The 25,045-nt window shown below is 51.9% G+C and carries 21 protein-coding genes and 2 tRNA genes; 6 read left to right on the top strand and 17 right to left on the bottom strand.

The features are described from left to right. Positions 1-7 precede the first annotated feature (7 nt). The 4 genes from H2508_RS02505 to H2508_RS02490 are packed head-to-tail and all read right to left on the bottom strand — an operon-like array spanning position 8 to position 2,909. Positions 8-841: a DUF2797 domain-containing protein gene (locus tag H2508_RS02505; protein WP_328799293.1), complete on the bottom strand. Its 834-nt coding sequence runs from the start codon at positions 839-841 to the stop codon at positions 8-10. A gap of 17 nt (positions 842-858) precedes the next feature. After that, positions 859-1,113: a YeaC family protein gene (locus H2508_RS02500; protein WP_182168815.1), complete on the bottom strand. Its 255-nt coding sequence runs from the start codon at positions 1,111-1,113 to the stop codon at positions 859-861. A 54-nt stretch (positions 1,114-1,167) separates the two neighbouring features. After that, complete coding sequence (locus H2508_RS02495) at positions 1,168-2,025, bottom strand: rhomboid family intramembrane serine protease (protein ID WP_182168814.1); 858 nt, start codon at positions 2,023-2,025, stop codon at positions 1,168-1,170. Further along, entirely contained in the window at positions 2,025-2,909 is an 885-nt protein-coding gene (locus tag H2508_RS02490) for an NAD(+) kinase (RefSeq protein WP_182168813.1), read from the bottom strand. Before H2508_RS02490 ends, H2508_RS02495 begins: the two co-directional genes overlap by 1 nt. A gap of 36 nt (positions 2,910-2,945) precedes the next feature. Between H2508_RS02490 and H2508_RS02485 the strand changes: the two genes are divergently transcribed. Continuing rightward, positions 2,946-3,887, top strand: coding sequence for a DUF1853 family protein (locus tag H2508_RS02485; protein WP_182168812.1), 942 nt, complete (start codon positions 2,946-2,948; stop codon positions 3,885-3,887). 20 nt (positions 3,888-3,907) lie between these two features. On the opposite strand, the gene H2508_RS02480 is transcribed toward H2508_RS02485, so the two are convergent. Both H2508_RS02480 and lipA read right to left on the bottom strand, forming a co-directional pair. Next, positions 3,908-4,834, bottom strand: coding sequence for a 1-aminocyclopropane-1-carboxylate deaminase/D-cysteine desulfhydrase (locus H2508_RS02480; RefSeq protein WP_182168811.1), 927 nt, complete (start codon positions 4,832-4,834; stop codon positions 3,908-3,910). Positions 4,835-4,861: 27 nt separating this feature from the next. Beyond that, positions 4,862-5,848 (bottom strand): lipoyl synthase, encoded by a 987-nt coding sequence (lipA, locus tag H2508_RS02475; RefSeq protein WP_182168810.1) that lies wholly within the window; start codon positions 5,846-5,848, stop codon positions 4,862-4,864. Positions 5,849-6,306: 458 nt separating this feature from the next. Here lipA and H2508_RS02470 point away from each other — a divergent pair, with 458 nt between their 5' ends. Then, positions 6,307-8,835 carry a TonB-dependent receptor gene (locus tag H2508_RS02470; RefSeq protein ID WP_182168809.1) on the top strand — a complete coding sequence of 843 codons (2,529 nt, stop codon included), beginning with the start codon at positions 6,307-6,309 and terminating at the stop codon, positions 8,833-8,835. A 149-nt stretch (positions 8,836-8,984) separates the two neighbouring features. Here H2508_RS02470 and H2508_RS02465 read toward each other — a convergent pair whose 3' ends face one another. The 4 genes from H2508_RS02465 to H2508_RS02450 all read right to left on the bottom strand — a co-directional run bounded on the left by H2508_RS02465 (position 8,985) and on the right by H2508_RS02450 (position 13,412). Next, the gene (locus H2508_RS02465) at positions 8,985-11,504 is read right to left on the bottom strand and encodes a TonB-dependent receptor (RefSeq protein ID WP_182168808.1); all 2,520 of its coding nucleotides are present in this window, start codon (positions 11,502-11,504) and stop codon (positions 8,985-8,987) included. Between the two features lie 324 nt (positions 11,505-11,828). Continuing rightward, positions 11,829-12,809, bottom strand: coding sequence for a PEP-CTERM sorting domain-containing protein (locus tag H2508_RS14960; protein WP_235964718.1), 981 nt, complete (start codon positions 12,807-12,809; stop codon positions 11,829-11,831). A 390-nt stretch (positions 12,810-13,199) separates the two neighbouring features. Further along, a tRNA-Asp gene (locus tag H2508_RS02455) sits at positions 13,200-13,276 on the bottom strand. A 60-nt stretch (positions 13,277-13,336) separates the two neighbouring features. Continuing rightward, positions 13,337-13,412, bottom strand: a tRNA-Val gene (locus H2508_RS02450). A 194-nt stretch (positions 13,413-13,606) separates the two neighbouring features. On the opposite strand from H2508_RS02450, the gene queD reads away from it, so the two are divergent. Together queD and H2508_RS02440 are read left to right on the top strand one after the other, a co-directional pair. After that, a complete protein-coding gene (queD, locus tag H2508_RS02445; RefSeq protein ID WP_182168807.1) occupies positions 13,607-13,963 on the top strand; it encodes a 6-carboxytetrahydropterin synthase QueD in 357 nt (118 codons plus the stop codon). A 1,243-nt stretch (positions 13,964-15,206) separates the two neighbouring features. After that, positions 15,207-15,839: a LysE family translocator gene (locus H2508_RS02440; protein ID WP_182168806.1), complete on the top strand. Its 633-nt coding sequence runs from the start codon at positions 15,207-15,209 to the stop codon at positions 15,837-15,839. Positions 15,840-15,857: 18 nt separating this feature from the next. On the opposite strand, the gene H2508_RS02435 is transcribed toward H2508_RS02440, so the two are convergent. Both H2508_RS02435 and H2508_RS02430 read right to left on the bottom strand, forming a co-directional pair. Then, positions 15,858-16,184 carry a DUF3301 domain-containing protein gene (locus H2508_RS02435; RefSeq protein ID WP_182168805.1) on the bottom strand — a complete coding sequence of 109 codons (327 nt, stop codon included), beginning with the start codon at positions 16,182-16,184 and terminating at the stop codon, positions 15,858-15,860. A gap of 139 nt (positions 16,185-16,323) precedes the next feature. Then, a complete protein-coding gene (locus tag H2508_RS02430) occupies positions 16,324-17,109 on the bottom strand; it encodes an alpha/beta fold hydrolase (RefSeq protein WP_182168804.1) in 786 nt (261 codons plus the stop codon). Between the two features lie 65 nt (positions 17,110-17,174). On the opposite strand from H2508_RS02430, the gene H2508_RS02425 reads away from it, so the two are divergent. Then, positions 17,175-17,966 carry a hypothetical protein gene (locus H2508_RS02425; protein WP_182168803.1) on the top strand — a complete coding sequence of 264 codons (792 nt, stop codon included), beginning with the start codon at positions 17,175-17,177 and terminating at the stop codon, positions 17,964-17,966. 31 nt (positions 17,967-17,997) lie between these two features. Here H2508_RS02425 and H2508_RS02420 read toward each other — a convergent pair whose 3' ends face one another. The 5 genes from H2508_RS02420 to H2508_RS02400 form a co-directional block, all read right to left on the bottom strand. Next, on the bottom strand, positions 17,998-18,996 hold the full coding sequence (locus tag H2508_RS02420) for a HupE/UreJ family protein (protein WP_182168802.1): 999 nt from the start codon (positions 18,994-18,996) through the stop codon (positions 17,998-18,000). Next, positions 18,993-19,925, bottom strand: a complete 933-nt coding sequence (locus tag H2508_RS02415; RefSeq protein ID WP_182168801.1) for a peptidyl-prolyl cis-trans isomerase — start codon at positions 19,923-19,925, stop codon at positions 18,993-18,995. Before H2508_RS02415 ends, H2508_RS02420 begins: the two co-directional genes overlap by 4 nt. Positions 19,926-19,967: 42 nt before the next feature. Continuing rightward, complete coding sequence (locus tag H2508_RS02410) at positions 19,968-20,780, bottom strand: crotonase/enoyl-CoA hydratase family protein (RefSeq protein WP_182168800.1); 813 nt, start codon at positions 20,778-20,780, stop codon at positions 19,968-19,970. A gap of 49 nt (positions 20,781-20,829) precedes the next feature. Further along, complete coding sequence (locus H2508_RS02405; protein WP_220463557.1) at positions 20,830-21,396, bottom strand: nitroreductase family protein; 567 nt, start codon at positions 21,394-21,396, stop codon at positions 20,830-20,832. A gap of 69 nt (positions 21,397-21,465) precedes the next feature. Continuing rightward, positions 21,466-22,344, bottom strand: coding sequence for an FkbM family methyltransferase (locus H2508_RS02400; RefSeq protein ID WP_235964700.1), 879 nt, complete (start codon positions 22,342-22,344; stop codon positions 21,466-21,468). A gap of 347 nt (positions 22,345-22,691) precedes the next feature. Here H2508_RS02400 and H2508_RS02395 point away from each other — a divergent pair, with 347 nt between their 5' ends. Next, on the top strand, positions 22,692-24,986 hold the full coding sequence (locus tag H2508_RS02395; RefSeq protein ID WP_182168799.1) for a TonB-dependent receptor: 2,295 nt from the start codon (positions 22,692-22,694) through the stop codon (positions 24,984-24,986). Positions 24,987-25,045: the final 59 nt, after the last annotated feature.

Here is a 25,045-nt window from a genome sequence, read left to right as displayed (position 1 = left end):
AATTACCTCAGAGCTGTGACAAAGCGATGTGATAACCGCCGTATTTACGCATATTGATGACGCCAGTATCAAAGATGAGATACTGACCTTTAATACCCAGCAGGGTGCCCTCGACTGTCGCTGTCTTATCTAAGTTAAAGGACTTCACTTTGCTCGGATATTCGAGCACAGGATATTCAATTCGCACTTCTGCCTGATCTTCCAACACCCTAATAGCCTGCAAGCCATGCTCTTGTTGCAGTGCTTCGATATCAGCCGCGCATTCAGCGAGTAAGTTCTGGCGCTGTTGTTCTAGGTCAAGGTCTTCTGCCGAGCCCTTCAGCATCGCCTGCCAACTCGTTTTATCGGCCACATGTGCTTTGAAAACCGTTTCCACTAGGCCGGACTGCAAGCGGCTACTGACCCTAAAGATTGGCTTGGCCTGAGTGGCGCCCTGATCCATCCAGCGGGTAGGAATCTGACTGTGGCGGGTGATGCCGACCTTCAGACCAGAAGTGTTGGCCAGATAGACAATGTGATCGATCATGCAGTTGGCTTCGCCCCACTCAGGCTCACGGCAGGTGCCCTGGTGATAATGGCAGCGCTCTGGGCTCATAATACAGGTATCACACTGAGCTAAGCGCTTAAAGCAGGGGTAGCAGTAACCTTGGCTAAAACTTTTATTAGTTTTACGGTCGCAGTGAATACAGTTGATTTGGCCTGAAAACTCCAGCTGCACCGCTTGGCCCAATAAGTCATTAATAGGGAGCAGCTCGCCACCAAAGACCATTTGATACTGCACCGGTGACTCCAGTGCCGTTTTCATTTTGCGCAGCGCACCTGCTGCCAGTTCTTGGGCCACCTAAAACTCCTTGTTAATTAATCCCGCCAGTTGAGCGGCGTAGGTTCTGGATCATCACAGACATCGCCAGCCTTATGGCCCAGGTCGATATAGCCGATCCTTTCCTCTTCGGGTAAATGCAACTTGCCCCAGGCAATCATCGCCTGCATACAAGTTTCGCGCTGCTCGGCAGTCAAGGGGCGACCATCTGGCCATTTGCCCAGCTCCACAGCGCGCATTAACTTTTGATAGATCTCTGGTGATAGGGTTTCAATCAGTGTGTTGTAGTCCATTGGGGCAGCCCGACTGAGGGTGAGCGAAGCGAATAATTATAGCGGGGATAGCCCCTAGTTGTCGCCCGATAGCCGCGACAGCGCGCCAAAAGCGGCACCTAGGACGGCGCCACTGAGGAGTCCGCCGATATGCGCAGCATTGGCAATGGCGCCAAAACCTAGCACTTCAACCACACCTAAGACACAGATAAGCAGCCAGCCAACCATAAACAACATGATCCCTGCTCGGGGCTGTATCTGCCAGGCGGGCTGCAGCTGCCCTGCCAACCAAGCAAAGCCCAGCAGGCCATAGACCACACCAGACATCCCACCAAAAATAGCCGGCCCACCAAAGAGGTACTGGGCCGAGTTGGAGACGACCGCTATTACGACAAACAAGCCCAGCATATTTAAACTGCCCAAAGCTCGCTCAACCTTAGCGCCTAACTCCCACATCCACAGGCTGTTAAACACAATGTGCAACCAGCCAAAATGCAGGAAGGCAGGTGTCAAAAGTCGCCAATACTCACTGCCCTGCGGCTCAAACAATACCTGCCCAGCGCTGAGTGTGAAGGGAGTAAAAGTAAACAAGGACAGCAGTGCTAGCGGCGCATTGAGGTAGACCAATAAGAAGCCAGCGACACTCAGTAGGATCAACAGCAAAGTCACCGGGGCCTGACGCGCCAGTTCTGTTACACCAGCCCGGGGCGCTGGTGGCTGACGAGGCTCTAGCTCAATACGCAGCTCACCCGCCCGCCAGGCGCGATACAAGTGCACAACTTCATCGACTTGGGCCTCATCAGCGACCATAAGCACCTGTTGACCATGACTTTCATAGATACGATGTCGCACACCGCGTTGAAATAAGGCAACACTGAGCGGGCGCAAATCCTCATCGACATTTACGCTTAAAGCTTTAAAGGACTGTGACATCAATTAACCAAGGCGTTGCTCCAGCGCAGTTTGTCTCTGCAGCTGGCGTAAAAACTATGACCAATGGGGTGCAATAGCGTCAAGCGATGCGGCTTTTTACTGATCACCACGCAGTCGCCTGGCCTGGCAGTCATATTTACCTGACCATCGCAGGTCACTGGTGGGTGAATGCGGTTGCGATCCAGTATGTGGATACGAATTTCACTGTTTCCGTCGACCACAATCGGGCGGCTGCTCAAGGCATGAGGAAACATTGGCACCAACACCACAGCATCTAGCGTAGGGTGCATAATAGGTCCACCACCAGAGAGTGAGTAAGCAGTTGAGCCTGTTGGAGTGGATATGATTAGTCCGTCAGCACGCTGACGATAGACAAAAGTATCGTTAATGGAGAGCTCAAACTCAATCATCTGGGCCGAGGTACCAGAGTTAACCACCACGTCGTTAAGTGCGTCGGCACGCCCTACGGTCTTGCCATCGCGAGTCACTTTGGCATCCAGTAAGAAGCGGCGTTCGCGGGTAAAGTGACCATCTAATACGGCCGGCACTTGCTGGCTTATCTCATCTGGGCTGATATCGGTAAGAAAGCCTAAACGCCCGCGATTAACCCCCAAGACTGGCGTCTCATAGCGGGCCAAGGTCCGGGCAGCACTCAGCAGACTGCCATCACCGCCAACCACGATGACTAAATCGGCATCCTCTCCGATCGCATCGAGTGTCGCGAGACTGTGATCACCCTTGGGGAGTAACTCGCCGAGTCGGTCCTCGAGCACAACCTCAAGTCCCCGTCGACCTAAGAGTCCGACCAACTCTTCTAGTACGGGCTGTACTCCTTCGTGCTGGCTACGGCCGACTAAGCCAATGCGCTTGAAAGATGGCTGCATAGTGTTTCCCAAGCTAAATGGACTGGTATTATAACCATGAAAGCCTCATTGAGCGTATGTATGACGCCACAGCACTATCGACAACAAGCTGTTCGCGATCTGGCCTGGGCCTGTTTTTCTCCGCCAATCGTGCTAAACCAGCGGCCAACAGCGGCCTCAAGGGAGGTCGTCAACACGCAATTTCAACTCAGCGCCGAGCGCCTGTCTTGGCTGCAAGCATTGGATAAGCAGCCCGACGAACTGCTGGCATTTCTCGCTGCCGCACCGAGTCGGCGTTTAGGGCTCTATTTCGAGCGGCTCTGGCATTTTTTTCTAGGCCAGGACCCTCTCATTGACTTAGTGGCCAACAACCTGCCCGTATACAACGAAAAGCGTACTATCGGTGAGTTCGATTGCTTGTATTACTGTCATCAACGTCGCCAGCACGTCCATCTCGAACTGGCGGTCAAATTTTACTTAAGTTACGGCAGCTTAGCCCCTAATAAGACCACAAGCCATAGCTACCAATGGCTCGGGCCAAATAACCGCGACCGCTTGGACATTAAAACAGAGCGTTTGATGCAGCACCAAATCCGCCTATCGGAGCGGCCTCAGGCCAAAGCCCTACTGCGCGAATTGGGCATTGATTCTCTCCTGCGAGAAGTCGACATCAAAGGCTACCTCTTTCAATCGGCGAGCTCTCCCCTGCCGCCGCCTGAAGACTTTAACCCTCAGCGCCAACTCTGTCGCTGGTACCGTTGCTGCGATCTGCCCACAGCCCTAGATGCTAATACACTCTATATTGAGCTAGAACGCTTGCGCTGGTTGAGCCCCGCCGTTGCGCAAGCCACTGATACAAAACTATCAAGAAAGGCCTTAGTGGATACTCTGCAAGCGCATTTTAGCGAACAGCAACGGCCGCGATTGATCGCCGAGCTTGACCCAGAGGGCCGCGAGCAGCGACGTTTTTTTGTGGTGAATGCCGACTGGCCCAATTAACCAGCCTCAGCCAAAGCAGTCTACTGAAGGACTGATCCTTGATCGGACAGCCAGTCAAAGCCTCGTCTGCCCTGCAGCCCGCCAGTATGAATAAACACCAGCGGCTTAGAGCGGTCGAGCTGTCCCGCGGCTAAGAGCTTTTGCGCAGCCAACAGCGCTTTAGCGCTATACACCGGCTCTAAGGGAATAGCGCTGCTTTGCTCCATTGACAGCAAAAACTCACGCAGCTCAACGGGGGCCCGCGCAAAGCCACCACAATGATAATCGTGACAGATTTCCCAGGCCGCCCTATCGCGGCTATGCCCTATTTGATCTAGGTGCCGCTGGACGCGAGATGCCGTATCCAGCGCTCCTTTTAAGGCAGAGATTCCGATCACCCGATAAGCGGGCCCCAAGGATGCAACAATACCGGCTAGCGTTGTACCTGTGCCTACCGGCAAGATAATGCTTGCACCGCTTGGCATCTGCCGAGCCAGCTCCTCGCCAATAGCCATGCATCCACTAGCGCCCAAGAGGCAGTCACCACCTTCAGGAATCAAGTAGGCCGGCCCATAGCGTGCTAATAGCTGTCTTTGAAATACCTTTTCGTGGCGCTGTCGGTAGGCTGTTCGCGATAGATAGTGCAATTGCATACCCGCAGCTTGGGCCTCGGCTAGGGTCGCGCTCAGTGGACCATCGGGCTCGCCTCGCACCACACCCACAGTAGCTAAGCCATGTCGCTGCCCCAAGGCCGCTAGCGCATGCAGATGATTCGACCAGGCTCCACCAAAAGACAGCAAGCGGCGAAAGCCTTTAGCTTTGGCGTCAGCAATGCAGGGCTCAAGTTTGAAGATCTTATTGCCCGGTGCCAGACCATGCATGAGGTCCAGCCGCAGGACATTGAAGCCCAGCAATTGCTCAGCGCCAAGGGGCGCACTATCAATACGCTGCCAAATAAACGATGGCAAGGCTAGCTCAGCTTGAGTAAGTAGTGCTTACAGCCCCACATTATTTTTCTGCAGCACCTGCTCCGCACGATAGCTCGAGCGCACAAACACACCTGACACAACTTCTAAAAAGCCGCGCTCTAAGCCCCACAAACGATATTGCTCGAACTCTTGTGGCGTCACATAGCGCTCAATGGGGTAATGATTAGCGGTGGGTTGCAGATACTGCCCAAAGGTTAAAATATCAACATTAGCGCGGCGCAGATCATCCATCGTCTCGAGGATTTCCTGCTCGGTCTCGCCCAAGCCCAGCATCAGACTGGTTTTAGTCAGCACCTCTGGGCGGTGGGCTTTGGCGTGCGCCAATACGGCAAGGGTCTGATCGTAACTAGCCCGGGGGTCACGCACCGGGTGGGTCAAACGTCGGACGGTCTCAACGTTCTGTGCAAAAACCTCAATACCGGAGTTGACCACCGTCTCTACATCAGCCAAAACCCCTAAAAAGTCAGGCGTTAAGGCTTCCACAGCAGTGCCTGGGTTGTCTTGCTTAACTTGACGCACGCAGGCCGCATAATGCCCGGCCCCACCATCAGGTAAGTCGTCCCGGTTCACTGAGGTCAACACGACATACTGCAAGCCCATTAGCTGAACTGAGCGGGCCGTGTTGGCGGGCTCCTCTGGATCGAGCCAGCCCTTTGGGTTGCCCGTATTGACCGCACAAAAGCGGCAGGCACGGGTACAGACATCACCCATCAGCATAATAGTGGCAGTTCCGGCACTCCAACACTCACTCATATTGGGGCATTTGGCTTCTTCACAAACAGTAGCCAAGCGATGCTCATGCACGATCTGCTTCACTTCGTCATAAACTGGGCCACCTTTGACCTGAATGCGTAACCAATCAGGCTTTGGCAAGCGCTGCGACGACTTACTACGGGCTTTTATCCCGTCCTTAATGGCAGTGATACCGCGGTCATTTACAAACTTCTGACCGCTGTGGATCTGCACTGAAGGGATAAGATTACTGTCTGCCATAAACGGACCCTGTCACTCTATAGGCCCCTAGATAAAAGGCGGCCTAATCAGGAAAATGAATGGCCTAATTATAGCGGAAACCAAGCCTTCGGGGGCTGCACAACGAAAATTCACAGTTTGTAGTGTTACAGGCCTAGCTGAGGAAGTGCAGGGCTTTGCTCTGCGCCTTCGGATCGCCATAGCCATCCCTAAGTGATGCACTCGCAGAAGCGCCCACAGACAACTATTAGCCCCCAACTATCCCGCCATCGCAGCAAAATGCTAAGATATCCGAGCAACGGTATTACTATTAATACCAGTAGTCGCCAGCGTGACTGTAAATGTCATGGCTTAGGAGCGACTGCAGGGGTACCGTGCCAAATGGAATGAAAATCCTCCATGACATAATATAAGTTACAAAGTTCTTCATAAAAACGCCTGCCCTAAGGGCGGCGATAACAGTACTAGGTGAGGCCCACATGCAAAAAAGCTGTTTTAATCCACGCCCCTTGGCGATGGCCATCTCTCTATTAGCGATACCCGCCGCTCCAATGACTATGGCGCAGGGCCACGCTCTTGAGGAGGTCGTAGTAACCGCCCAGAAGCGAGAGGAGTCCAGCCAAGAAACCCCTATTTCAATTACTGCCCTGAGCACTACAGATCTCGAAAACCGAGGCATCGAAAACAGTGAAGACCTTATCGGTCAAATCGCTGGTATGTCTGGTTACGACGCCCCGGGCCAGCGAGCAGCTGTTTCGCTGAATATGCGCGGCGTATCTGGCGGTGCACCTAACAATATTTCATTAGACCCCGCTGTCGGGATCTACATTGACGGCGTATTTGTCGGCAAACAAGCCGGCTCCGCAATGGATGTTGCCGAGCTGGAGCGCATAGAAGTACTGCGCGGTCCACAAGGCACGCTCTACGGCCGTAACTCCACCGGTGGCGCAGTAAACTTTATTACCCGCAAGCCCACTGGTGAGTTTGGCTTACGCGCCACCGCCAGCGTCGGCAACTATGACTACCGCCAATTCAAGGTCAACATGGACTTGCCTTCGGTCGGACAAGTGGGCGAAGGCTTGGGTGAACTGGCCGTAAACTTCGGCTACCAGACACGCCTGCGCGATGGCCTGTACAAGAACAAAAGCCCCGGCGGCGATGATTTCGACGAGATGGACCGCCAGGCTTGGCGCTTCGCAGCCCAGCTGAACGTCACTGACAACTTTGTTGTCGACTACGCTTATGACAACAGCAAGCTCGATGAAGTTAACGCCATGCAGCAAGTAGTCGGTCTGAACCCATTAGATGCAGCTGGCAATGTCAGCATGCTAGATGGCTTGCGTGGCACCTTGGGCGCAGCTCAAGGATGGGCGCAAATTCCCGCTGCTGACCCGCGTATCAGTGAGCGCTGGATTCCCTCCCTGCAGCAGACCATCAGCGGCCTAGAGCAAGCACAGGCTCGCGGCCAAGGGCGTGCTAGCAGCGGTATGGCTGACTTCACACCGCTTTCCAAAAACGACTCTGACGGTCATGCACTCACCCTGACATTCGATGCGGGTGATATGGGTGCTCTGGGAGATGTAACCTTCCGCGGCATCGCGGCTCAACGGGAGCTCGAAACATTCGTATATGGTGATATCGAGAACATCGATTCGAGCCTTGACAGTAATGGTGTTGGCGCCATGAACAGTTTGGTTCACAGCACCCTGGGCCAGATTTATGGCGCAGCTTACGAGCTGGGCATCCCCACAGAGTTCTTGCCGATTGATGCCCTGTGGGATGGTATTGATAACCTCGGCGCCTACCACACTAATCAAAACACCAGCACTGAGTACGAGCAGAAGTCGCTTGAATTACAAATGATCGGCACCACCGAAACAGTGGATTATGTCTTGGGCTACTACCGTTTTTGGGATGAAGGCGCATTCGAGCGCGATGCGGTCTTTGCTGCACCTTTAGGCGGTGTTGTAGATGAAAGCTATTACAGCGACACTTACGCTTGGGCCACCTTTACTCAGGCCACATGGACACCGGGCTGGTTCGATAACCGCTTAGCCCTAACTGCCGGCCTGCGCTACACCGAAGAAAAGAAAAGAATTGACTACGACTACGGTGAAGTGGTGTCACCCTTTGGCGTCACACCCGCTAGAGCGGTCAGTCGCAGTAAAGACTTCAGCAACACTAGCGGTAACTTTACTGTGGCCTTCCAGGCAACTGACGAACTAAACACCTACCTGCGCTACGCCACCGGCTACCGCAGTGGTGGCTTTAACGGTGAGCAGTACGACAACACCTACGATGAAGAAACGATCGAACAACTCGAGCTCGGCTTCAAAAGCGACTGGTGGGATAGACGCCTGCGGATCAACGGCGCGATTTACGGCTACAAGTACGATGACCTTCAGGTCAGCCAAGTTAAGACCGATGACGGCACCGCGACCACACTGCTCACCAACGCCGGCTCTGCCGAGCGCTGGGGTGGCGAACTGGAGATCTTGGCCGCTCCGATTGAAGACTTGATTGTTGGCTTCAGCTACGCCTATATCAATGGCGACTTTGAAAAGTATCCCGATGTTTGCGGCACTGGCGAATTCCAGGATACTTGCATCAATGGCAGCAAAAACGCCCATCGCTCCTCCCCCGGAAACCAGGTAGGCGCCTCACTGGACTACGTCTTTGCACGTACTAACTTCGGTGACTTTACTGGCTACCTGCAGGTTAACTGGCAGGATGCCTACCCTGAAAACTCCCTGTGGTCTGGCAACATCAATGGCGAACCCGTCATTTATGACAAACAGGGCATGGATGAGCGAACCGTGGTCAACGCCCGCTTGAGTCTGCAGGACATCCCTGCTGGCGATGGCATGTTCAAAGTCACACTGTGGGGTAAAAACCTGCTGGATGATGACTACCCAACATTCGCTATCAACTTGGGCGCTCTGGGTCTGATCACAGAGCAATATGCACCGCCTCGCACCTATGGCTTGGAGCTCAGCTACGAGTACTAAGCTAATAGTTAGCTGCTAAAGCCGCCCTCTGGGCGGCTTTTTTTTGTTTAAGCTCCTGGTAATTGTTAAAAACAGCAAACAAAAGATACAAAAAGGGCGGCAGCACTCAGTGCTGCCGCCGCAGTATCTCAGCTATTAATGCTGTTAAATCAGTACTCGTAACTGACTTCTAGGCCGTAGGTACGAGGGTCTCCGTACTGTTCAGTCACAATACCCAATGCCCCGAAGTTGATCGAGAAAGTTGGGTAATCATCATCTAAGAGGTTTTTACCCCAGAGAGAGACCCGCATCAATCCATCGCCAACTGGAATCTGCTGGAGGCTCAAGCGCCCACTCAGCAAGGTGCGCTCATCCATCATCCGATGTGGATAATGATGCGGCTGATCATTAACAACACCCGTCCAAAGCGCTGATTCTGCCCACTCATCCGTCCAGTTAACCTGCAAGAAACCGGTGACTTCACCAATAGAGGTTCTGGCGAAAGTGTAGTCGACAAATGCATTTAACTGGTTAGCAGGCGAGGCCGCGCGCAGCGCATCCTTCTTACCGCTAATACACTGTATAGGAACAGCGGTGCCACAGGTATCGGGAAATTCGTCGTAGTCGCCATTGATATAGGTATAGGACAAGCCCGCCACCATATCTGCAATCGGCGCTACAGTAATCTCCAGCTCTGCCCCCCAACGATCCGCTTTACCCGCATTAGAGATTAACGAGGTAGTCGCGCCTGATTCATCGGTCTTGATCTGGCTGACCTGAAGGTCGTCATAGACATAAGTATAAATCGAGCCGTTAACCCGTAGTCTATTATCCCACCAGTCGCTCTTAATACCGAGCTCCCATTGCTCAATAGTTTCTTCACCAAAGGGGTTGTTAAAGACTTCGCCGTTAAAGCCGCCACTGCGGTAGCCGGTGGCGTAGCGCAGGAAAGTGTTGACCTCATCACTCAACTGATAAGCTAAAGTAATGTTGCCACTTGTGTTATAGAAGTTTTCGTCGTTACTTATGGCGCGGGCTGGGGTATAGCTAAAGATAGATGCTGACTCTGAGTAATCATAATCGATTTCTTTCTTTTCTTCGGTATAGCGCAAACCAGCCGTAAGCGACAGACGATCATCCAAGATCTCAGGCCGCCAGGTGGCTTGCCCAAAGACCGCCCATGCCTCGGTAGTCAACTCATAGCTCTGAGAGCCTGTACCCGCCAAGGGTGCTGAGAAGACTGCATGGCGATCATAATTGGATTGGTCGTCGAAGTAGTACAGCCCCAGAGCGTAGTCGACTCGGTCTGTGGCACCCACCATCTGCAGCTCCTGCGAGAACTGCTCATACTTTGAAGTGGTATCTTGCTTTGAGTGATAGGCACCAAGCTCATCAATGCCCTGCCACACACTATCTACTAAGGGATAGGAATAGCCGAAGCTCGGAGCGTACAGCTGCCCCAAAGTGAGGTGAACCAGATCTCCCATAGCACCCACACCATTGCTGTCGAGGCGGCTATCTATGTCTTCGATATCACCAAACATGTAGGTTTCTAGTTCACGATAAGCCGTAATCGACTTAAAGGTGACATCACCCAAAGCACCCATATCACCCGCATCCCAAGACAGGGTCAGCGAATGACCATCCACTGTAGTATCGGCCACAGGAGAAAAATCCGCGCCGCCGCGGCTAGCTCGACCCTCACCAGCATTAACGCGCGCCTCGTAAGCAGCAATGGTCTTCTCTATAGAAGGAATCCAACGCGAGCTAATACGCGGGTCAGCACCCGGATTCTGAGCGAGTTTACGGGCCGCAGCCAGCGTACCCTGCAAGCCTTGCAAGCGAGAAACCTGACCTGCGGCGTCCAATGGGTTTAAAGCAACCACTTGCTGTAAGGCAATATTTTCGTCCAGCTTACTGCGGTCATAGTTGTAATCAACCGTCACATCATCGCTGGGCGTCCAACGCAGGGCTAAGCGATAGGCTTCACGGTCAAGGTCATCAAAACCGCGGCCACCAGCCTCGTTGCGGTAAAATGGATCACGCTTACGTTTCTGGGCGCCCAAGCTCAGCGCAAACTCACCGAGCCCCTCCCCCACGGTACCGACTGCGGGCAGGTCTAAGGCCAGCTTGCCGCTAACATAATCTTTATTGCCGAGACTGCCAGTAGCTCGCAGGCCAAACTCCCCTGTTGGCTTGCGAGTAATGAAGTTAATCGCACCGCCGGTGGAGTTACGACCATACAAAGTCCCCTGGGGGCCACGCAGCAGCTCGACACGCTCGATTTCTGCAACGTCCATTGCGCTGCCGGCCAACTTCCCCACGTACACGCCATCAATGTACTGGCCCACAGCGGGATCCAGTGAGATGTTACCGGGGTTACCTGATGAGACCCCTCGTATGGAGATGGCCGTAGCACCACGTGAGCCCGGAGCGATGTTACCGCCCAAGCCGGAAATGTTTTTCAGTAAATCTTCTGTGTTAGTAATACCGCGCTGATCAAGGCTCTCGCCACTGAGTGCCACCAGGGAAATCGGGGTGTCTTGAGCACCCGCCTCGCGCTTTTCTGCAGTGACAATAACCTCTTCAAGGGCTGTACCCTGAGCAAAAGCAGGCAAGCTCGCGCTAAAGGCCAGTGATGCAAGGGCAATTGAAATAGGGTGTGGAATAAGCTTAGTTGGCTTGAGCATGGTAATTTTCTCTCTTTTAGTTCACACAAGCGATCGCTGCCTCTGGCTACCATCAGCACCGGCAACTGCTTTACATTCTTGGATTGTTAGAAATTGAGCTAATAAATGGGACGAAGCAATGTACCCAAGTCGATATCGCAATACTAGTGACTCATTGCAACACGGAGCAGCAGCAGCGCTTTAAAATAGAAAAGAGTACAGCCAGAAAGACTGCACTCAAACTAAAGGATTCAGGATTTAAAGCCGCCCAAGCAAACTGTCCGCATTTGGGAGGGGGACAGAGTGATCAGACGGCCTGACTAGATAGAGAGTCTAGCTTAGGCTTTAGGCTTTCTGCTTACGTCTTGACCAGCCAAGACCGAACAGGCCAAGAGCGAAGAGAGCAAGGGTCGCTGGAGCTGGCACATTGGTCGCCGTTGTCACTGGGTCTCGCGCCCAAACGCTGACATGTGAGAAGCCCGTCCCATGGATGCCAGTCAAATCAAAACTACCGTAAAAGTTATAGGCGGTTGATTGGTCCAGAATATTTTGATCGATAAACTGTTGGAAATTAAAATCATAGACAGCAAAGCCTTCAGGGCCATGCTTACCGCTCTTATTGCCTTGCTTGACCACAAATGCCAGGTGATCAAAGGCATCAAGGCCCAGCCTCTGCTGACCAAGAGTGACGAAATCTGGATCAACCTTCAATGACCAAGTTCCAGCCTCACTGAAGTCCATCGAAAACTCGAGGTACTCACCTAAATCAATCTCAAAGCCATTCGGGCTCGTGTCATAGATAATACTTGCGTAACTAATGCCCTTACTGTCTTTGTCTTCTTTTTTGTCTGTGTCCGCTTCCCCTAGACGAATCCAGCCAGGGTCATCAGTGGCCGTATTGCCCGGAATATCCTGAGTGCTCTGAGAGCCTGTTAGCAAGCCGTCAAATTCAACAAAGTTCAACAGGCCATCATCCCGCCAGCCGATGTTCCTCTTGGGCTGCGCAACGCCACCGACATGCCCATCGTTTTTATCATTGCCATCATAAAAACCACGGCAGGTACTATAGACGCCGCTGAGACCTTGACCACCTGTCGCCCAAACCTGCGCGCCATCATCGTAGCTGGAGTTTGCCGTCACATTGATGCGATCAACTGTGAAAGTGTTCACACCAGGAATACTGCAATTATTATTGGAAACTAACGCAGCCATAGTGGCTTCGGATGCAAAGGTGGCTAGCACAAAGGTCGACGCCAATAAGGCTCCACGCCCGATCTGCATTTTTCTCGCAGCCACCTGGCCGGCGGCCTTAGCTGATGTGGTCATAATTGTTCTCTCTATAAAGGGACTTAACAAATGTACTTATGCTGAGTACTGCAACAGCAAATTAAGCAAAGCATGTGCCAAACAACAACAAGTGCTTTACTAACAATCACTTACACACTTATTAGAAAGAGAGAAGCTCTCTAATGCACGCTCTTTGTAAAATTTCCTGACACTTAATTATTGGACTTAGCTTGAGCATAGCTAGCCGAGGGCCCACAACTGCGACCACAGAAAACGAATCTGCGCACTGTGTCGAATAGGCGAAAGGAAATAAAAAAAGCTGTGCTGAGAAAGTTGCTGCTGGAGCTCTGCAACTTGACTGAGCTTTAAAAAAACGCCAGCTGCAGATAATAAAAAAGGGCAGCTACAAGTAGCTGCCCTTTTGGAATGTGGCGGAGCGGACGGGACTCGAACCCGCGACCCCCGGCGTGACAGGCCGGTATTCTAACCAACTGAACTACCGCTCCACGGTAGACATCTTACTATACTCAGATCCATTTTGGAACCGGTAAAGTCTCGATTTTTAATGGTGGGTGGTGACGGGATCGAACCGCCGACCCTCTGCTTGTAAGGCAGATGCTCTCCCAGCTGAGCTAACCACCCCCGAATCGAGAATGCGCATTATAGGGATAATTTTAGGGCTGTCAAACCTTTGTCCGATATTTTTATAAAATATTTAAAATCCTCAAGACAGCAGGCGTTTTGTAGTAACTAGTAGTAATATTTCAGCTCGCCCTGCGCCACGATTCAGGATGGCAAAAAGGGTAGTCCCTAGCACTGATAGCACGAGATAAGGCATGGAAATTTTTAAAGAGTTTCATTTTGAGGCTGCGCACCGCTTACCGAATGTGCCACCTGGACACAAATGCGCCCGCCTTCACGGCCACTCCTTCCATGTGCGCTTAACAGTAAGCGGCGAAGCGGCAGAGCCGAGTGGCTGGGTAATGGACTTTGGCGATCTAAAAACCGCCTTCAAGCCCATTTTGGAACAACTCGATCATTACTACCTCAATGACATACCTGGCCTAGAAAACCCCACCAGCGAGAATCTTGCTCGCTGGATATGGCGCAAACTACAGCCCTCACTGCCCACATTGAGTGCCGTTGAAATCCGAGAAACCTGTACTTCAGGCTGTATCTATCGCGGCGACTAATCGATTTTGGCCCATCAATGGCTTAATAGCCGCAGCGAGGCAAATCACAGCTCAATAACGATAATACAGACAGGGGCTAACCAACGAGGCCCCTGGAGGGCCTCACTCTTCTAGTAAGCCTGGCCAGTAAAGATCTTTTACTTGCAGCTACTAAATATATTTGTTTTTGGATTCAATTTTTTATGCACACCTGCTAGGGCCGAAGTGCTTGCTATCACTAGAAGCCTTGATTTAATGCTCAATTATTAAGCAATCAAGCTATCTTATTGTTTTAATTCAATATTTTATTATCGCTCGTTTTTTGAGCAGCTGGGGCTGAGGCCGATGAATGCACGCTTTAGACTAGGCTTAAACAAAATACACACTGTTTTATCCACAGATTTTGTGGAAAAGCGCTAGCAGGATAGCATTCACCATACTCGCGGCTTGCGCCCTCCTCCTTTTAGCAAGCCAGGTTTGACTTTAGAGCGCATTGCGCAAAGGCGGATCAAAGTTCCTATCTTTGATGCTAAATAAAAGTGCTAATGATAATTTGCCCATCTTTGAGCATGGGGAAATGTTTCCATGCATCCTCTCAATGCTGGCATCAGCATTTTAATATAAATCCAGTGAGCTCATATTGACTACAACAGCGGCCTTTAAGCGAGTTTGGCTACTAGCTTGAGCTATCTCTACTCAGGTAATCAGCGATTCAGCAAAGACAGCGCAGCGCAGCCAAGATCGCTGTTACAAAGTGGTAACAAGCTCAAGCTAAGTTGACAAACGAGTAAAGCCTATTGAATAAGGGCTAAAAATGATGGCTGCTTTTTTAGTGCTGGGCAGAACATTAATCATGTTTCCGATTGCAGCGGTGAGTTACTTTTGGTAGCACAACTCAAAATGTTATACACACAGCATTGACCCAAGGTCAAGACCGCCAGCTTAGGCCATAATGTGAAACAGCAATGTCAAGAGATACTTGTAAGCTATTGTTTTTATTGTAGTTTTTACTATTGATTGATTTTTGATCAATTTATAGGAAAGCTGATGGTTATGCGCTTCAGGCTAGGCTTAAACAAAATACACACTGACTTATCCACAGATTTTGTGGAAAACCCTCGCTAGCACAGTGTTACAAAGCGCTTCGCCGGTATTGCATACCTGAATGAGCAAATGGCTCTAGTCAGCAGCTCGGCTAGCCGCTAGACTTCGCGCGTTTTACCTATCAATACCCACAAGAACCCCTCGCCACATTGAGAGAGCTATGGAATTTAGTCAGTGGCTGTCGCTACTCAGTATTTGCTTGTTGGGGGCAATCTCACCCGGGCCAAGCTTAGCAGTGGTAATGAGCAATGCCATGCAGCTAGGCTTCCGTGCCGGACTCCACTGCGCGATTGCTCACGGCAGCGCAGTAGCCCTATACGCCTTGTTAACGGTCACCGGACTAGCCCTCTTAATCAGCCAGTCTCCCAGCTTATTCAGCGCAATTCAGATAAGTGGAGCTGCTTACTTAATATGGCTAGGTATTAAGGCTTTGCGCAAAGCACCTAAGGGCTCAAACACAGGCGCTCAGCCACTTGTAGGCAGTGGCCCAATTAGCAGCGGTTTCTTGGTGGCCTTCCTTAACCCAAAACTAGCGATATTTATGCTGGCCCTATTCAGCCAGTTTCTGGGCCCCGAGCTCACAGTCACAATGAAAGTCATTATGGTCGCTACCGTAGGTATCACCGACGGGAGCTGGTATTGCTTAGTGGCAGCACTGGTATCGCGACGCAGTATGCTGAAACACATACTGGCCAAGCCCCGATTGATCGATGCTCTATTTGCTACCGTGTTAATCGCTCTGGGTGCTAGTGTTTTGTGGCGCGCCCTAGGGCCTTTCTTTACATGGGCTTAGCCCATGCTCAAAGCCACTTCAGTGTAGAGTCTGTCCCGGCTCGTTGACGATGACAGCTTCCAATCGCTGGCCCAGCATGATGACAAAGCCCTGGTCACGAGCCACGCCATCATAACTATAGTCAAAGCGATACTGCCGCCATACCTGCCACTTGCCCGACTCATTACGACTCAAAGACAAGCGGTTAATGTGTACAGACTGATCTAAAAGTTGAAAGTTATCCCGCTGGCCCGCCCTGAGAACTGCCTGCAAAGCTAGCTCGCGCACTCTGATGGCGGCCAAGAAATATAGGCATAAGCCGCCAAATAGGAATGCGACGAGAATCTCTCCGAGACTGAAATACATGAGCGGGACAACTCCAGTTTTTAGTGTGCTGGGCACAGAAAAAGCAGCTATAACAAGCCGTGCTTAGGCTAGAAGGATACCGACAGCTAGGTCATAGCGCCAGCAAAGCTAAGCCTCAGCCAGCAGCCCCGATATTGATTCAGGACTCAGCGCTAGACTCTGTGAGAAAGCGCTTAACCACAGCATTGAACAAGCGTGGCTGCTCGGCATGGAGCCAGTGGCCAGTGTTGGGTATGACCTTCAGTTGGGCCCTAGGAAACAACGCTTCGATGGCCTCTTTGTATTGAGGCTTAATATAGTCAGACAGCTCACCCTTAACGAACAGAGTGGGTCCAGTGTAAGCCTCCATCGAAACGAGTGTGTCACGGACTGCCCCGTAATCACGTTCTAGGCCTTCTCGATTAAAACGCCAGCGGTACAGGCCCTGCTGATCGCGCTGCAGGCTCAAAGACAAAAACTGTCTGACGCCAGGCTCTTCAATATACTGAGCCATGTAGTCCTGCGCTTCTCGCCGCGAGCGAGGACCAGCTTCTGCCACTGCCGCTAAAGCCGAAAACACCGCTGCATGCCTTGGGGGATAAGCCACGGGGGCGATATCAGCCACCACCAAACTAGTAACAAGTGCGGGATTGTCCAGTGCCATACGCATCGCAACCTTACCACCAAGGGAGTGCCCAACTAAGCTCAGCGCTGTCATCCCCTTGCGCTCGGCCCAGCCCTGCACAGCGCTAGCAAGGTGCTCCAAGCTCATCTGCTCTATCCACTCGGAACGACCGTGGTTGGGTAGGTCTAGGCTGTGTACGCAAAAACTATCCTCCAAGGCCCGCGCCAAGGCGCCAAGATTACTTCCCATACCAAATAGCCCGTGCAGCAATAACACATTCGGCCCGCTACCGGCACTGCTAGAATAAAGCTCAATACTCACTGTTCGCTGTCTCCTCCCAGAGATTTTGCTACCATGCACCCCACTATAACGGATCAGGAGTTCGCATGCGTTTGTTCCAAGGTTTAATCAAGTTTGGCTGCATCATTGGTGCTGCCACCCTGCTACTGGCTTGTAGCAGTACCCCCACTTACAACCCCACTGTATTTCAATACGAAATCGATAAGCCCTTGATTGAGGCAGCCAAGGTCAAGACGGTGATCATTCCCCACGTGAACTTGGGTGCACCCTCACGCAACTATTTACAAAAAGTCGAGCCCAGAGTCGACAGCCAAGTCAGCAGCTACCTAAAAAGTAAAGGCTATAAAGTACTGCCCCAGCGGCTCTTCAAGCAGCACTGGAATACTGCGGTGCGAGCTTACGGTGACCCAGTCGACCCCACAACGGCTAAAGTCAACATGAAAAGCTTTGTGCAAATCATGCAAAGCGTGCGGGATCAACTGCGCGAAACTAGCGACTTAGATGCCTTTGTCTTTACCGATATTGTTGAGTTTGAAGTGCCTTTCAACGGTGGCATGAAACACTTAGCGCGCTGGGATGGCGTCACTCGCAGACCCTCATTACAGGGTCCAGGATCCGGCGTCTCAGCCGCTTTTGACTGGAACCAACCCGCCGCGGTCGCCTCCCTACAAATTAGCATTTACGATATTGAATTGAAGCGCCTATTCGCCAGCCGGGGTGGCTTGGATGCCACTGACGCCATTGACACTCGTTCGTCAAAGGGTGGCTATGTACGGCGCCGCAGCGTGCTTGAAAACGACGCCTACATTATGGAAGGCATCCAACTGGCCTTTCATCCCTTCATTCCATTCAAAGACTGGCCCGGCAAAGCCAAGTAAGCAGCACTCGCTGACCGGGCGCTCCACTCGGTCAGCTAAGCACTTCCAGCCCCCGCTGAATACACCACATCGCCGATAAACTACCCAAGAGATACACTGGAACAGGCACTAGCTTTCGCGACCACTGCGGCCCCAAAGGTCGGCGGATAAATATCCAAATCAGCAAGACCAGTAAAATAAAGGCAATCTGCCCTATTTCGATACCTAGGTTAAAGAACAATAAAGCCAGCGGCACATTGGCTTGCGGCAGCCCTGTTTCAGCTAACGCACCGGCAAAACCCATGCCATGCAATAAACCAAAGCCAGCTGCCAACCACCAGGGATAGCGCCTCACCAAGCCGTGCTCGCGCGTCAACTCCAGCGCCAGCACAAAAATACTCAAGGCAATGCTGAACTCCACCAGCGCCACTGGATAGTCAAATAAACCAAAAGTAACCAGCGACAAGGTAATACTGTGGCCAAGCGTGAAGGCGGTCACGGTCCAGAACAAAGGCATGCCGCTACCGACTAATAGCAAGAGCCCAAAAACGAACATCAGGTGATCGACCCCGCCCCAGATATGCTCGACACCCAGCACAATGTAATCGCTCATCACCTGGACTGAACCGGGCTCGGCAGGGATCACAAACGAGGGCTTTTCGCCATTGAGCACCTGCTGGTAATGACGGCCATCACGCAGCGTCACCATCACCATTGCTGAGGCTTGATTAGGCTCTAAACCCTCAACTCCTAAGCGATGGCCAACAAGGCCATCGCCGCCTAAATCAGGGCAAGACAAACGCCAACTAATAACCCGACCAGTGCCTTCATCTTGCGCTGGGCTGGCAGAAATAACGTCACAGCTTGCCGGCCAAGTGGGCCGCATCGGCACAGTACTGGCCGCCTGAATCGGCGTCTTCCATACCAAGCTGTAGTGAGTACTATCGATCTCTGTGACTTTTAATAACGAGGGCGCAAAGCGGTGGGCCTGAGCTGGCAGAGCCAAGCATAAAAACAGCAGCAAAAAACTAAGCCGTCGCAGTGCTGTCATAGCCGCAGCTCGTAGTGCTGACGCAGTTGGGCGACGGCATTGGCCAATGCCTCAGCTTGATGTTGTGCAGCAATATCCCGCTCTAGCTCTGCACGTACTTCTTCCAAGCTGGCCTCTCGAGCGGGCTCAATAGACTCCACCCACAGGTAGTGCTGTCCATAAACCGAGGCAATGGGCCCCAGCCACTGCCCTGCCTGCGGCCCCGCCTGCTGAAAGTTCATCACAAAGGCGGCGCCAAAATGCCGCGCCAATTGTTCAGGAGTTTGATGCTTAAAGACATAACCCGGTAAAAAAGGAGAACTCATTTCGCGCGCTTCACCTGCACTTAAGCCCTGCTCGGTTATGGTCGTGATCACTTGGGCAATGTCTGCGTCTCGCTGTCGCGCAAAGTAGAGCTGTTCAAAGGAGTATCGCGGCGGCCGGCGCAGTTCTTCAGCACGCTCGACAAAGGCTGCCTGCAGTTCCTCTTCTTTAAGCGGGGCGGGAGGATTAGCTGATAATAACAACTGCTCTAGCACTTGAATCATGCGGCGCTTAACCACCTCATCACCGAGATGCAGGCGCATCTCTAAAGCTTGCTGATACAGCTCTTGGTCGCTGCGATCACCAGCTAGCTGAAGAAAGTGCATATTGCGTAGCAAGCGTTGAAACACCACCGCATCATGGCGGTGTAAATCGAGTGACAAGGCATGCTGAAATAGCATGTCTCGATCCAGCTCCCGGGCCACTAGCTGCTTTAGTTGCTCTGCACTCGCTGGCGCTCCAGTAGCTGCTAACCACTGCTGCTGCAATGCTGCCATGCGCTGTTCGCTGAGCGGCCCCACAACAGGCAGGGGATCGGGGAAAGCCATGCGCTGCAAGATAAATAGCGCAGTGCCCAGCAATAGAAAATGTAGCCACGGGCGCTTCAGCCAGGCAGGCAATGGCATTGAAAAGATCTCGACTAGTTAGACTCGCAGTGCCAGTAACACTTAATCTTCAAAAGTAGCGGTTTTGTTCGCCGCTTGTGCGCTCACCCCGGCCATCAGGTCGGCTTCACTCAACATGCCTGCATTCCAAGTCGCTACGTAATTAAGGCTATCTTGCACCGAATGATCACGTGCATAGAGCAACATCTCTTTAGTACCGCGAATCGCTAATGGCGATTTTTCTGCAATGCTGCGAGCAATTGTCTGAACGCCCTCATAAAGCGCTTCTTGGTCGGCATAGACGCCGTTTACAAAACCTAAACGCTGAGCCTCTTCGGCCTCAAGGCTGCGACCGGTATAGGCCAACTCGCGCACTACGCCTTGCGGAATCAGACGTGGTAAGCGCTGCAAGGTGCCGACATCAGCAGTCATGCCAATATCAATCTCGCGAATAGAAAAGTGTGCATCGGCCGAGGCATAGCGCATATCACAGCAACAGATTAGATCGACAGCGCCACCGATACAGGTATTGTGGATTGCTGCTATCACCGGTTTCCGACACTTTTCCAGCGCCGTTAAATTATCCTGCATACGCAGAATTTTTCGGCGCAAATATTCAGAGCGTCGAGCCGGCTCAGTGGCCTCGCCAGTGAGATCGCTAAACATTGCCAGATCTATGCCCGAGCAAAAGTGCCGACCATTACCAGCCAGAATAACCACCCGCACCTTAGGCTCCTCATCGAGCCACTCGAAACAATCCTGTAACTCCTGCCACATGGCTTGGTTCATAGCATTGGCCTTATCCGGCCGGTTCAGCTGCACTGTTGCAACATGCTGATCAATGCTTAGAGCTAAGGTGTCAAATTGTGGGATCATTATTAGTGTCTCTTCTGCAAGTTAGCTTTTGCCATTCAAGTGACAGCATTCACCAGCGGCTGTGAAAGTCCTCGGGAGACAGTTCGGGTATTGCCTTACTGCGCCCATCCCTAGTACCAAGATAAATAAATGCAGCTATTTCTTCATCTTCGTTTAATCCAAGAGCGGCCATTACATCAGGATCATAGGCGTTGTCACCGGTGCGCCACACACCGGCAAACCCCTGAGCTTCGGCCGCCAATAAAATAGCATAGGCTGCACAGGCTGCTGACTTACGCTGTTCTACGCTGGGCACTTTGGGGTGTTCGCTAATGCGGGTCACCACAACCAGTATCAATGGTGCCCGCAGCGGCGCATTGCGCGCTCTTTCACGGACATTTTCTGCTGCCTCAGGCTCGCGTTTTAATAAGGCTGCCTCAAATACTTTACCCAAGTCTTTGCGCCGATCACCTTCGACACTAATAAAACGCCAGGGGCGCAGCCAAGCGTGATCAGGTACTCGCGTAGCAGCGCGAATCATTTGCTGTAGCGCGACAGCATCTGGAGCGGGTGAATCAAGACGAGGGGCAGAATTACGCTGTTGTAGGAAGTCTAAAAGCATGCTGGAAGCAGCCATCGATTAGGGCCTCTAAAATAACAAAATGACTTAAAGCACTATGGTATCAGCAAAACGGGATGACTTGCCTCACACTAGTCCCGGCCCAACAAGAATATTCATAAAGCCGGCATCGCCTGCACAGGCGTCGACATTATCACACCACTGAGCGAGTGCCGCAGCATCACTGGCCACCAGCTGGTGTTCGATGTGATCCACAATCCACCAAGGCTGTTGCAGCTTGGCTAGTAGCTCGATTAAGGCTCGACCACTACTGCCGGCTTGACGCAGCGAGAGCGGCGTAAGTTCGATCAGAATCTGTGGCGGCTGAGCTAATGACAGCAACAGTGGTAACAAACCTTCTATTACTTGAAATTCAAAGCCCTGAGTATCAACCTTTAGCATATCGATGCGAGACAGGCGCGTAGCTAAATACTGCGCGCCGCACAACAAAGATACCGGCACACTGTGCCGAGCTTGCTCTGTGGCAAAAAGTTGATGATCACCCAGGTTGTCTTCACTCAGGTGAAGCCTGGCCTCAACAGACTCCGAGCCTAGGCCCGCGGCAAGGGCTTCCACCTGATCATTGAAGCCATTGTCACGAACATTGGCTAGCAAGAGTGCAAAATTATCTGGAGCCGGCTCAAAGGCAAACACTTTACCACTACTGCCAACACGCTCAGCCGCCAAGACCGTAAAGTAGCCAATGTTAGCGCCGACATCGACAAACACATCCCCGGGCTTTAGTAAGCCTAAAAGCAACTGTGTTTCATAAGGCTCCCAAATACCCTGCTCAATTAACTGCCGTGAAATACAGCGATCATGTGGGCCGTGTACTTGCAGCTTAATTGAGCGACTTAAGCCCGGCACTCGCAAGTCCACCATATACTGCTGGGCTTTGATGGATTCGGTCGAGGTATTTGCAGGCTCGCTAAAAAATGGACTGATCTTATCGGTAGAGTTGTTCATGGGCGCTCAAGAAGCAAAGGGCAGTTTTCCTGTATACCGAATGATTTATTGAAAGGCTAGCTGAGGCATAAAACATATGCTTTATCGGCGAGCTTCCTTCAACAACTACTTGCCAAATGCAAGCAAAATAAGCTACTTCGTCATAGATTTAGCGTACTTTGTTACATTAAAGACTGAGCAATAGCTCGCAAATTCTGACAGAGTCTATGGTATGTTCATTGTTAAGCTGGTATTAAGAAGGTCTGTAGTCAGTCAGTGCTTAGGCACATTAACTAAAAACTGCTGACTCTGACTATTTCAGTTTGATAAAAACTATAAAAGCACAACATGAAACAGGGAGTTAGACCATGAATAATAAATCACTTCCCAGCCGCAAGACGCCACTCGCTGCCACTTTGGCTAGTTTGCGTTGGTCGGTCGGCGCTATCGCACTTTCAGGAGTCATCTCTAGCACCTTAGTTGGCCAAGTTCAGGCTCAGGAGACTCGGCGTGGCACAGCAGCGCTGATGCTAGAAGAAGTTATTGTGACCGCACGAAAACGCGTTGAGGGCTCGCAAGATGTACCAATGGCTATATCAGCCTTTGGCTCCGAGCAATTAGAAGCATTAAAAGTACGCGACCTCAATGACCTCTCGGTCAGTATGCCAAACGTGGCTCTCGATGACGTCGGCACAATCCGCGGTACAGCTAACTTCTCTATTCGAGGGCTGGGGATTAACAGCTCAATTCCTGGCATTGACCCCACTGTTGGCCTGATTATCGACGGCGTTTACATGGGCACTAACGGCGGCGTTGTGTTTGATACCTTTGATATCGAGAGTATTGAGGTACTGCGAGGCCCACAAGGCACACTATTTGGCCGCAACGTGACTGGCGGTGCTGTTTTGATGAACACCAAACGGCCTAGTGATGAGCTGGAAGTGACTGTTCGTGCGGCGGTCGATAAAGGCCCTCAAGGCGGCCTTAACCAATACTTAATGGGCAGTGTTGGTGGCCCGGTGAGCGACTGGATGTCGGCTAAACTAACCGCCTATCTCAATGATGACGATGGCTTTGTTGACAACAAGTTTGATGGCCAAGAGATCGGTGCAATCAGGCAAAAGATGTTCCGCCCCGTGGTGGTTTTGACGCCTAGCGATGATGTTATTGTGACCTTGCGCTACGAGCACACCGATATCAAAGGCGATGGCCCGGTCTCACAAAGCCACGTCAACGGCTCCGGTGTGGCACCGGCTTATTATGAGAGCAAGCGCGATAAATTTAACGTGTCGATCGACGAGAAAGGTTCTCAAGACAGCGAAACCAACTCCTTTACCGCAGAAGTGAACTGGGATATCGGCTTTGGTAACGGTACTATCACCAATATCTTTGGCTGGCGCGATAACGAAGCACTGAGCCGAAGTGACATCGACTCACAGCCAGTGTGGCTGTTCCACGCACCCGCTTGGATTGAAACTGAGCAGTACTCGAACGAACTGCGCTATAACGGCCTGTTTGCTGATAAAGCTCACGTCACCGTCGGCGCCTATTGGTTCACTAACGACATTGCCTACCATGAGCGCCGCGAACTGGCCGGGATCGCTACCGGTGGCGTAGCCCCAGGCGCCCAGTTTGACGGTGGTGGCATAATGAAAGTCGACACTCGAGCTATTTTCGGCCAGGTAGACTATGACTTGGATGAAACCTGGACCCTGACCGCCGGCCTGCGCTACTCCGAAGAAGACAAGGAAGCAAAAATTGCTTCTTTAAGTAAGAACATCAACAGCCCCTGTAATATCGTGACCACAGGGGACTGCTTCTATGATTTCCGGGACGATGACAGCTGGAACAGCCTCTCACCCAAAGTCGGCGTGACCTACAACCTCTCCGATGAGGCGCACCTCTATTCCCATTGGAGTAAAGCAACGCGCTCCGGCGGTTACAATATGCGCAACACCTCTTTTGACCCCGCTGACACCCCAGGACCTTTTGATCAGGAAACGGTCACCAGTTTTGAGGTGGGTTACAAGTCGAGCTTTGGACGCGGTAAATTAAACGTCGCTGCCTTCTACAACGAAGTCGATGACATGCAGCGGGAAATCAACCTGCCCGGCCCAATCGGAGTAATTCAGTTAATCCGCAACACTGCCGAAGCCACCATACTCGGGCTAGAAATTGATGGCACTTACGCCATCACCGATAGCTTGGTTGGCTTTGCCTCACTCGGCGTACTCGATCCTAAATACGATAAAGTCACTTATGACTTGAATGGCGATGGCGTGATCAACTCGCTGGACAAGAAACTGGATATGCCCCGCGCCGCGGAGCTAACCTATACCCTTGGCCTAAACCACGACCTCTCCATTGCTGACTTGGGCTACCTGACCTCGCGGATTAGCTACTCGTATCGGGATAAATCTTACTTCACCGATAACAACCTCGGTGAAATCGATGAGCAAAAAATCCTGAATTTGGGCTTTGACTTCCACACTGCCGGCGGTCACTGGGTGTTCTCCATCTATGGCGACAACCTGCTCAATACCGTGAAACAGGGCGGGGATACTCAGCTACCCGATGATATCGCGGGCATCCCTTTAGGCGGGGCTTTCTCTCCGCTAACAGCGGGCCGTCGCGTAGGCTTGGAGGTCACCTACAAGCTATAACACTGCTGCCTTAAGCCACAACTAAAAACGGCGACCCTAGGGTCGCCGTTTTGGTTTTG

This window comes from Sediminihaliea albiluteola (genome assembly GCF_014077625.1).
GTDB classification, from domain to species: domain Bacteria; phylum Pseudomonadota; class Gammaproteobacteria; order Pseudomonadales; family Halieaceae; genus Sediminihaliea; species Sediminihaliea albiluteola.
This window is presented reverse-complemented; position numbering and strand designations above follow the sequence as displayed.